The organism is Marivirga sp. (assembly GCF_035704835.1).
Classification (GTDB): domain Bacteria; phylum Bacteroidota; class Bacteroidia; order Cytophagales; family Cyclobacteriaceae; genus Marivirga.
Genome location: NZ_DASSWQ010000030.1, coordinates 1 through 10,923, shown reverse-complemented (window position 1 = coordinate 10,923; position 10,923 = coordinate 1). Strand labels below are relative to the sequence as shown.

The following is a 10,923-nucleotide window of genomic DNA, read 5'->3' as shown; positions in this document are numbered from 1 at the left end:
TTTTGTACTTTTCATGTACAAAAAAAAGCTCATTGAAACACATTTCAATGAGCTTTAGAAAAAATATATTTATTTACCTATATATCAGAGGATTACAAGATATTTTAAAGCCTTTTACCAACTATTTTTGGCAATTAAATCATTTTTTGTAAATATTAAGGAAGAAATGTTAAACTCATATCCTTATCTAACATCCAGCCAGTAATGCTGTAGCGTTTTTTATAAGCCATTAATACTTCATGTTCAAGTTCACTTCTGAATAGTAACAAACGACCCGCTAAAGGCTGAACTATTTCTGTTTTGTCGTTAAAATAAATAGCTAATTCCCCACCATGATCATTTTGCCAATTTTGGTTCAGGTAAAGCACAAATGAGATTACTCTATGCGCATTTTGCTGAAATCGGTCCACATGCTTTTTGTAGAATGTATTTTCTGGGTAGATGGCGAAATGCGTTTCAAAGTCTTTCAACCCCAAATAGCAGGTTTCATTTAAAGTGCTTTTTAGAAATTCGATTTTATTTAGAAAATGATGAACGCTTTCATTTTGATTTTCTCTATCGAGCCAATTGATGTAGTCACCTCTTACGCTTTTATCTAATTGAAATAAAGCTTGTTTTCCGATTCCTGCCTTTTTAAAATCACCTGATTGGTTTCCTTCATCTGCGATGGAAACAAGTTTTCCCACTTCTTCTTTTGAGATAAAATCATCCCAAATAAAATATCCTGGGTCGCTCAAGTGATCGATAGCGGATTCAAGTATGTCCTGATTGATATGCATTTGACTATTAATTAAGACTAAATTTAAGAAATTATTCTATCATCAATTAGCTAATTGTGGAATTGTGTATAAATATAATATATACAAACTGCTATTTAGCATTACTATTTCCCTACCTTTGCAATCTTTATTTTTCACACCTAAAGTTCCTTGCCGTTAAATCGTTTATAGGAACAATAAAAATCCTAAATATGCGATTCGAAGAACTAAATATTATTGCGCCTATATTAAAAGCGCTAAAAGAAGAAAATTATACGGAACCCACCTCTATTCAAGAACAAGCTATTCCTCTTTTGTTGGAAAAGAATGACATCATGGCAAGTGCCCAAACCGGCACTGGAAAAACAGCAGCATTTGCGATTCCTATTTTGCAGCATCTGGAAAATGAAAAGTCAAATTCAAAAAGAATAAAAGCATTGGTTTTAACGCCAACGCGGGAATTAGCTATTCAAATAGGGGAGAGTTTTACGACTTACGGAAAGTATACCTCTATTAAAAATACGGTGATTTTTGGAGGAGTAAATCAAAATAAGCAAACTGCTGCCATCAAAAATGGAGTAGATGTTTTGATTGCCACTCCAGGTAGATTGCTCGATTTAATGAACCAGGGATTTATTAATTTGCGAGATATTCAATATTTCGTATTAGATGAAGCCGACAGAATGTTAGATATGGGATTTATCCATGATATCCGAAAAGTGATAGCAGTACTACCTCCTAAAAGACATTCCTTATTTTTCTCGGCTACTATGCCAGATACCATTGTGGAGCTTTCCAGAAAAATATTAAATAACCCTAAGAAGATAGCTGTTACGCCAGTTTCTTCTACCGCTCAGACTATTCAGCAGTATTTATACTACACCAATAAATCTGATAAAAAGGATTTGTTACTTCATATTTTAAAAGAGCCTAAAATGGATCAGGTTTTACTTTTTGACAGAACCAAGCACGGTGCTGACAGAATAGTAAAAGAGCTGAAAAAGCATAATATTTCGGCTGCAGCTATCCATGGTGATAAAGCCCAAAATCAAAGACAAAAAGCACTTAATCAATTTAAAGATAAAGAAATAAGAGTTCTGGTAGCGACTGATATTGCAGCTCGTGGAATTGATATTGATAAACTGCAATATGTCATCAATTTCGATATTCCAAATGTAGCGGAAACCTATGTACACAGAATCGGTCGTTCTGGTCGTGCAGGTGAAGCAGGGGTGTCCATTTCCTTATGCGAGCCAGAAGAGAATGATTATTTGAAAGATATCGAGAAATTGATTAATCAAAAAATCCCAGTGGTTAAAAATAATCCCTTTCCGCAAACGGATAAACCAATGACTACGGCTGAGAAGAAGGATTTTGAAAAAGAAAAACAAAGAAGAAAGCAAGAGTTTTTTGCTAATAGAAAGAAAAGTGGAATTAAAGGAGGGAGAAGATAATTTTTTTGTTCTTCTTATTATATTCTAATCAATTCTGATTTTGTAATTTTAAACTTCAACTCAAAATAGTTCATATGATGCGTGCAGTATTTTTCATCCTATTTATTTTAAGTTCATTTTGTTCAAATGCTCAAGAGTTAATGACTGCTTTTGAGGAATCTAATGGAACAGAAACAGCTACCTATCAAGAAGGTATAAATTTCTACAAAAAACTAGCTCAAAGATTCCCACAAATTGATATGCGTGAAATGGGCAAAACAGATAGTGGAGAGCCCTTACATTTGGTGGTTTTTAATAAAGATGAAAAGTTTCGATTTAGCGAATTGCAAGAATCAGGCAAACCAATTTTGTTTATCAATAATGGCATCCATCCTGGTGAATCAGATGGAATAGATGCCTCAATGATGATGCTTAGAAATTGGGCACAAAATATTTCACAGCATTCATTTTTGGATAGTGTAATTGTGGCGGTTATTCCATTTTATAATATTGGTGGAGCACTAAATCGAAACAGCACGACTAGAACAAATCAAAATGGGCCAAAGGCTTATGGCTTCAGAGGAAATGCTCAAAACTATGATTTGAACAGAGATTTCATCAAAATGGACTCTAAAAATGCTTTTGCTTTTGCAGAAATTTTCCACCAGCTGGACCCAGATGTATTTATTGATACGCACGTGACTAACGGTTCTGACCACCAACATGTGGTAACGGTTTTATCCACACAAAAGAATAAATTAGGTGGAGAACTAGGAAGATATCTGGAAGAGGAATTTGAGCCTATGATATTCGAAAGAATGGTGGATAAAGGTAGAAATCCTATCGAATATGTAAATGTTCACGGAACTACTCCAGAAAATGGATGGACGCAATTCTGGGATGCAGCTCGTTATTCTACTGGTTACACCACTTTATTTCAAACTTTCGGATTTATGACGGAAGACCATATGTGGAAAGATTATAAAACCAGAGTTGAAAATATTTATGATTTCTTGACCATAGCATCTGAATTAACAGCTCAGGAGGGTGCTAAAATTCAAGAATTGAAGCAAGAGGATAGAGCTAAAATGCTGCAATCAGATTCCTTACCTATCCTTTGGGAAAATGATAAAGATGAATTTAAAATGATTACTTTAGAAGGTTACAAAACCAGTGAGCCAGAAAGCGAACTAACCGGAAATGCATTATTGAAGTATGATAGAAATGATACTTTTGAAAAAGAAGTGCCATTTTACAATCATTATAAAGTTTCTAAATCAGTTCGGGTTCCTGACTTTTATGTGATCTCACAGGCTTGGAATGAAGTGATAAACCGTTTGAAAGCCAACCATGTGAAAATGGAAGTTTTGAAAAAGGACACCATTATTTCGGTAGAAGTATATCACATAGAAGATTTTAAAACAGTTTCAAATCCTTATGAAGGACATTACTTACATTATGCTACCAATGTGAAATCTTCTAGCCAGGATATAGCTTTCAGAAAAGGAGATTACCTAATCAGCACTCAACAAAAAGCGAAGCGATATTTAGTAGAAACCCTTGAGCCAGAAGCTCAGGATTCATTTTTCAACTGGAATTTTTTCGACAGCATTTTACAGCAAAAGGAAAGCTTTTCGGCTTATGTCTTTGAACCAATGGCTAAAGAAATTTTAGATGAAATGCCAGAAGATGAAAAATCAGCGTTTTACCAAAAACAAGAAAATGATTCTGCTTTTGCTTCAAATAATTACGCTCAATTAGACTGGATTTTCAAGCGCTCAAAGCATTATGAAAAAGCACATAAAAGATATCCTGTTTACAGGCTAATGGCCAAATGAGAAAGCTTTGGCAAAATCCATTTATTAAGGTAGGTTTAAGTACTTTAGCAGGAATGTTAGTCGGCTATTTTTTGCAAAATATTTCACTCTTTACCGGAATTGGCTTTGTTTTAGGTTTGAGCTACTTCTATATTGCGAAGTCAAATGGCTAGGTTAAAAATAAGTTACAGTGAATCCATTTCGGTATTAGGATTAAACCCTGGTGCTTCTCCTGAGGAAATCAAGAATGCCTATCGCAGATTAGCGAAGCAATACCATCCCGATGTTTCTCAATTAGACGGTGGAGAGAAATTTAAAGAAATTAGTGCAGCGTATTATTTTCTAAAAAAGCATCCTGAACCACCAATTCAAACAGAAAATCAAGCTCGTAAAGCTAATCCGCAAAATGATTATGAAAGAAGAAGGCGGGCATATCATCAAAGACAAAGAGATAAAAAAGCGGATGAGGCGGCTCAAAAAGCAGCGATGTTTAAGTGGTTATTTGCCAGATTAAGGTTATTCGTTTTTATAATTCTGATATTCAATTCGCTTCTTGTACTAGATTATTTCTTACCTACTGTATCCGAAGAAGTAAAAATATCCCAAATTGATAAAGTCATGACAATGTCCCGATATGGCTTGAATACAGAGAAATCAAGGTCGGAATACAGTTATAAAGCTAGGCTCAATAACGGCATTGGTTTCAGATTCGGGAAGCAGGAAATATCAAGAATAGATATTAATAGTTCTTTGATATTGAAAAGAAGTATGATTTTCAGGGAAGGGGAGTCCATTAGTAATAAAGAAGGCAGTATTACCATTTATAACGAATATGGCATTTTCAGAGTGTTTGGATTTTTAATTCCCATTTCACTTTTACTGTTAGGTGGGTATTTGTTTTATGTCAAAAATAATGACTACAGACTAACGATATTTTTAATAGCCGCACTCCTTTTTGTAGTCCAACTTGTTCTGGTTTTTTAAATACTTTTCCGTATAGGGTTGATATTAGATATTAATTTCCATACTTTAGAGAGTTAAAAATCGAGATTTTTAAATTATTTTCAATGTTACACGTAACAAAACCATGTCAAATAAATTGCAGAAAAGGGTTAATGGCGGTCTTGCCATTTACTTTGGAATAGGGAGTTTAATAACATCTGTTATGCTTGTTGTAGCTTTATTGGTGCTGACCTATAGAGTGATTTTTATGCAAGATAACTCTACTTGGGGTGTGTTTATCTTCATAATTTTGGCAATTCTAGCAAGTGGTGGATTTGCTTATGCGCTTTTGAGAATTGGATATGAAGAAATTGAAAATTGAGAATTATGAAAGTTATTTTTCAAATTTCAAGTCTCAATAATTAAAATAATAATTTTTACACATCGAAATCTGATTTTTTGATTTCAACTTACTCCGTTTGATGACTAATTTAATTTGAGAAATATTTTTTAATCTTTCAAATTGATGATTTCAATAATGAGGAGCACCAGCTCGTTATTCTAAAGGACTATTGTGACAGTTTTAGAAATTCTTTGCCTTACTTCTGACTCTTCTAATTTATTTCAGAGGCTGCAAAGTACCTATGTAATGAAGAGCAGAATTAGCGATGTCCTTCACATGCCATTATCTCACCCTATCTTTAAATCTAAGCTAAACTCTAGCTGGTCATTAGAACTACTTTTTATCCTTCAATATAACATTGTATCGGTTTCCATAATTAATTCTACTTTAAAAAAAACTTACATATTCTATATGATATTTCATTTGTGGCAATAGCATAAATGTTTGTGGTTAAAAATTAAACTAACCTTTTAAGTAATAAATAGACCGTTCCAACTAAATTTATCTTTTTTAATTAACAATACTAAATATTCTATGTATGATTAAAAACATTTGATATTATACCGAAATAATTGGATTTTAAGATAAAACGTATGGTTATATTGTGTTTTTATTACTATAATATTTGTTTTTGGTAATTGTTTTATTCTCTTTTGGGGAAACTAATTTTTAACTAAATACTTACATTATGTTTTCACTAAAAAAACTAACAAGAAGTGTTTTATCCTTACTAGTGACAGCTGTAATTTTTACGGCTTGTTCTCAGCAGGATGAAATGAAAATCAATGATCCATCAGACCTTATTGAAGTAAGTGATGTGGAAAATGGCCAAATTATACCAGGTCAATACATTGTAACCTACAGTGAAACAACTACCAACCTAACTATGCGTGGATTAGCTTCTCCCGCAGCTAGAAAAGAAGCTATGCTAAACACTACCACTGATTTATTGGCAGACAAAAACATTTCAAATGAAAATGTTTTAGCTGTATTTTCAGAAACAATTAGAGGAGCGGCATTAAAATTAAATGACGCGGAATTAACAGAATTGCGCAAGGATAAAAGAGTTGCACAAATTGAGCCTGACAGAATTGTTACTTTGGCGCCTCCATGTGGAACCCCTAAAGGTGGCCCTTGTGATGATAATCCTACTGAACCAAATCCAGATGATGGAGGAGGAGACACTGGTGGTACTTCTACTCAAACTACTCCATATGGAATTAACAGAGTAAATGGTGGAGTTGCTTATACAGGATCTTCAGTTGCTTGGATTATCGATACGGGTATTGACTTAGATCACGAAGATTTAAATGTTGATGCTTCAAGAGGCTTTAATGCATTTACATCAGGAAGGGATGGGAACAGCTTAGATGATGGAAATGGACATGGTTCTCACGTAGCTGGTACAGTTGCGGCTTTGAATAATAACGTGGGTGTTATTGGTGTTGCCGCTGGAGCAACGGTTGTACCCGTAAAAGTACTTGATTCAAGAGGTAGTGGTTCATATTCTGGCGTAATTGCAGGAGTTGACCATGTTGCAGCTAACGGAAATCCTGGTGATGTAGCAAACTTAAGTTTAGGTGGACCAGCATCAGATGCACTAGACGCAGCAGTTTTAGCAGCGGCTCAAAATGGAATAAGAATGGTTTTAGCTGCTGGTAATTCCAGTACTGATGCTAATACTTCTTCTCCAGCAAGAGTGAACGGAAATAATGTTTATACTATTTCTGCAATGGATATCAATGACAACTTTGCATCATTCTCTAATTTCTCTAATCCTCCAGTGGACTTTTGTTCACCAGGTGTTGCCGTAAATTCAACGTGGAAAGATGGCGGATACAATACTATTAGTGGAACATCTATGGCTGCACCTCATGCTGCAGGCGTATTGTTATTAGGTGGAAATTCTACTGACGGAACGGTTAATAATGATCCTGATGGAACTGCAGATCCAATCTTAGTTTTCTAAATTGGAGATAAATTTTCATCAAGAATTTTACCTAAAAGGAGCTTAACTTTAAGCTCCTTTTTTCTTTAGCTTCTATTTAGAGCAATGTCTCTTTTTAGTTGAGTGTAATCCAAGAAATAGATTAACCGGATACTTAAATTTTGACGGTGTTCTGTGGAAAGCACATTTTTGAAATTTTCTGAGAAATTCATATCCACCATATTATTCACTTCCTGAACAGCATCCTTCCACACAACATTTACGAAACTGCCAGGGGCAATTTGCCAGGAATAAACTGCATCAATATTAAATACATTAAAGTTAGTATCCTGTTTTTCGTAGGGGTCGCCTTTGAAATCCTTACCAGTGTAAGCGATTGATTCTACATCACCTTCATTTGTTAAACGAAAGTAATTAAAGTAATCTACTTTGTTCCAATAATGCCTTAGTCGAAAGTTAAAACCCATTTTGTTGTTGATAGTATAGTTTAAACCTAATATATTAGACAAAATATCTATATCTCGTTCACCAAATACAACTTGTTCTATTGCTCCTTCATCATTTCTGAAATGCTCAGCAAATCCTATGGAACTAAATTGTTTGTTGTAATTAATTCCATAATTAATGGAAAATTGGTCACTTACTCTGTAGCGTGGCGAGAAATCAATCCAATAGTCAAACTGTTCTCTATCAGGAGCATTCCAAATACCTACTGAAAAATTACTCATAAATGCTTTTCTATTATCAGAAGAATGCCTAAAATTTAAACTGTAATTCCAGGTTCTATAATATTTAGCTCCTTCTACTCTTGGTTCAAAATAATCGAAAGTTTTGGTAGGTCTGTAGTTAAAATTAAATGAAAAGGTTTGAAAATCTTTTGTTTGAGCCCAGAAATCAGTCCATATAGAGAAATTTTGATACATTTTAGGGTCATATAACTGGCTATAATCTGCACCAATCCAAATCCTATATTGATTGAAAAGCGTAGAAGGTTGAAATTGATTATAACCAGCCGATACAAAATGGCTTATTTCATTTGGATTCCGCAAAAAACCCATGTCATTTGGGTTATAAGTATCGCTTTCTACATTACGCCCAAAATCGAACTGATATTTACCGCTAATTTTAGCAAAACTCATATTGTATTTATAACCATCTTCAACAAAGCCATCTGGGTTTTGAATATTGTTGTAGACACCAAATCCATCTATTTGGTAGGTATTGCTTTTATCTCTTAATCGGAAGTCAGTTCCAATAACATTAGCATTATTTCCTCCATCAAAACGCTGAACATTAGTATTAATTAAACTAATATTACTATTGTTTTTCAAACTTTGATCCACAACCATCACATTGAAATTGGTTAAATCATCAACCTGTTGAAGTCTTACTTCTTTATTTTCTTTATCGTAAACTTCGGCATAGGTGCGGTTAGTGATCGCATTAAAAAAACCTACTCCTAATCCACCTTTAGTTCTCCCCGTAATTTTGGTTGCATTTAATAAAGGTGCTTCTGTGGGTCTCGATATCAAAGAATCAGAATCTGGTAAATCTACAAAACCGAAGGATTGTCCAACTCTACGGGAATAGAATAATCCTCCCTTTTCAAAAAGCTCCGTTCCTTCTGTAAAGAAAGCTCTGTTTTCGGCATATTGAACTTCGAACGGACCAAGATTATATATTAAATTATCAGAAACAGTCTGTCCAAAATCTGGAATTAGCGTCATATCTAACGTAAAGCTTTCTGTGATACCATATTTTAAATCCATTCCGCCAGTAATTTTGGTACTGCTTGCCTTTCCTGCTTTATTGTAATAAGTGGTAATATAAGGAGAAACAGATAGCCTTAAAGGAGGCTTTATACCGTCTAGCCCTAGTAATATTCCAGATTGATTGACTAATCCATCGATAGAGTTATCTACATAATTCCAATAGGCGGTTTCATTTTTACTTTGAATTTTTCGCATGAAATTTACATTCCAATTTTGTTTGTCATCTTTTGGGAATCGAATGGCAGAATACGGAATTTCCATTTCTACTTGCCATCCGTTTTTGGTTATTTTAGCAGCACTTTTCCAGACGGCATCCCAATTGTAATCACTTCTTCCTCTATTTATGAATATATCTGTTTGAACGCCAGCAGCGCTTACTTTTAAATAAAATGCATTTTGACCGTTTTGATAGGTATCAAGCAGAACTCCGAATTGGTCGGCATTTCTGCTGTCATCATCTCTGATTCCTAATTCTTGTCGAATGGGCTCTCCACTATTATCTTCCATTCTAGCAGAAATGTATAATCCGAAATCTGTATAGGCCGTTTTTATGTAGGTTTTTTGATTGGATTTTGTACCATTATCTGGCATAAAAGCTATGAATCTTTCTTCAACTTCGCTTACATTTTGCCAGAAGATATCATCTAATTCTCCATCAATTTCAGGAGTAATATCTTCAACAAATTGGGTTTTGATTTCACTTACCGCTTCTTTTTCCTCCTCATTTGCCTGAATTGTTACAATTGATAAAAGATAAAATGATAGAAGTACTACTATTTTTTTTGCCATTTAGGTATTGATTTCTAAAAAACGAAGACCTTAAAAGTGCAAATACAACACATTTAATATGTTAAACACTTAAAATTACATTAATACAAAGAAAGGCATTTAAACGGTAGTTTTTAAAGGGTTTTTAGATAGGACCTTACAAACTGAAAAATAAAATCTCTCTAACTATTTAATTTTTTCAAGATTCTTTTTGTAATTCTCCACTACAGATTTCACTTTTTCTAATTCTATGTAAAGTGAATCTATAGAGATTTTTAAACTTTGAAGATTATTAGAATATAAAGTAGAATCATTTCTTAATTCTTTTAGTTTTTCTTCATAAGAAATAATTCTTTCATTTGTTCTCTCAAGATTTCTTTCATTTTTTCGTTCGTCATTTTTGAGATTTTCAAATTCTTTACTCAAATAAGTAGCCGCTTGTTCTGATTCATCTATTTTCAATTGAGCAAGGTCAGTTCTCATTTTAATATTGAAATTATAAATAAATTCTTCCATGGCCTTTTGTAATTCAGGATACACATCCTTTGGAATTCCTTGCGGATCAATTCCTGCCCAAATAGTGCTTTGCTCTTTATTGCCTTTTATTTGACTGTAAATCAGAATCTCAGTTGCATAAATATCTGACTTGAATACTGCTTGATAAGTTTTATGTGCTTGAGTTTCTTCACTTTTTCCGAAATCCTTTGCATAATCTCTCCAGCGTTCCTCTGTTTTTTCTTTTGAAAAAGGGAGATTGATTTCATATCCTTTCACATCAACTCCTAAAAGATAATGTTCAGTTGCGACTGTCTGATACTGGGCAGTCGACATGTTTAAATTAAAAATGAATAAAGCGGAAATTAAAATATATCTAAGCATAATGGATTAGTTCTTACTTGCTACTAAACGCAAATATAGCGAATATGGTGTTCCTAATTAAGTGTTGAACTAAACCGTTTCTTTGAGGAAACGGTAAAATGAGGTATGATTAAATTGTAATGGTAAACAAAATTTTTACCATTATGAACAATCAAATTAAAAACACCACGATTGAGCTTCTTAAAAGGGAGCTAGAATTCCGC

Annotated in this window: 9 protein-coding genes; 6 read left to right on the top strand and 3 right to left on the bottom strand. The window is 33.7% G+C overall.

All coding sequences use genetic code 11. The features are described from left to right. Window positions 1-155: 155 nt before the first annotated feature. Complete coding sequence (locus tag VFM92_RS05660) at window positions 156-779, bottom strand: 2OG-Fe(II) oxygenase (RefSeq protein ID WP_325121225.1); 624 nt, start codon at window positions 777-779, stop codon at window positions 156-158. 191 nt (window positions 780-970) lie between these two features. Here VFM92_RS05660 and VFM92_RS05655 point away from each other — a divergent pair, with 191 nt between their 5' ends. From VFM92_RS05655 to VFM92_RS05630, 6 genes are all read left to right on the top strand, one after another. Then, window positions 971-2,212, top strand: coding sequence for a DEAD/DEAH box helicase (locus tag VFM92_RS05655; protein ID WP_325121224.1), 1,242 nt, complete (start codon window positions 971-973; stop codon window positions 2,210-2,212). Between the two features lie 74 nt (window positions 2,213-2,286). Next, window positions 2,287-4,029, top strand: a complete 1,743-nt coding sequence (locus tag VFM92_RS05650; RefSeq protein ID WP_325121223.1) for a M14 family metallopeptidase — start codon at window positions 2,287-2,289, stop codon at window positions 4,027-4,029. Further along, window positions 4,026-4,181 (top strand): hypothetical protein, encoded by a 156-nt coding sequence (locus tag VFM92_RS05645; RefSeq protein WP_325121222.1) that lies wholly within the window; start codon window positions 4,026-4,028, stop codon window positions 4,179-4,181. The genes VFM92_RS05650 and VFM92_RS05645 overlap by 4 nt, the downstream gene beginning before the upstream one ends. Next, a complete protein-coding gene (locus VFM92_RS05640) occupies window positions 4,174-4,992 on the top strand; it encodes a J domain-containing protein (RefSeq protein WP_325121221.1) in 819 nt (272 codons plus the stop codon). Before VFM92_RS05645 ends, VFM92_RS05640 begins: the two co-directional genes overlap by 8 nt. A 103-nt stretch (window positions 4,993-5,095) precedes the next feature. Beyond that, window positions 5,096-5,332 carry a hypothetical protein gene (locus VFM92_RS05635; protein WP_325121220.1) on the top strand — a complete coding sequence of 79 codons (237 nt, stop codon included), beginning with the start codon at window positions 5,096-5,098 and terminating at the stop codon, window positions 5,330-5,332. Window positions 5,333-6,041: 709 nt separating this feature from the next. Beyond that, a complete protein-coding gene (locus VFM92_RS05630) occupies window positions 6,042-7,322 on the top strand; it encodes a S8 family serine peptidase (protein ID WP_325121219.1) in 1,281 nt (426 codons plus the stop codon). A 65-nt stretch (window positions 7,323-7,387) separates the two neighbouring features. On the opposite strand, the gene VFM92_RS05625 is transcribed toward VFM92_RS05630, so the two are convergent. Beyond that, window positions 7,388-9,862 (bottom strand): DUF5916 domain-containing protein, encoded by a 2,475-nt coding sequence (locus VFM92_RS05625; protein WP_325121218.1) that lies wholly within the window; start codon window positions 9,860-9,862, stop codon window positions 7,388-7,390. Window positions 9,863-10,027: 165 nt separating this feature from the next. Continuing rightward, window positions 10,028-10,672 (bottom strand): hypothetical protein, encoded by a 645-nt coding sequence (locus tag VFM92_RS05620; protein ID WP_325121217.1) that lies wholly within the window; start codon window positions 10,670-10,672, stop codon window positions 10,028-10,030. Window positions 10,673-10,923 lie beyond the last annotated feature (251 nt).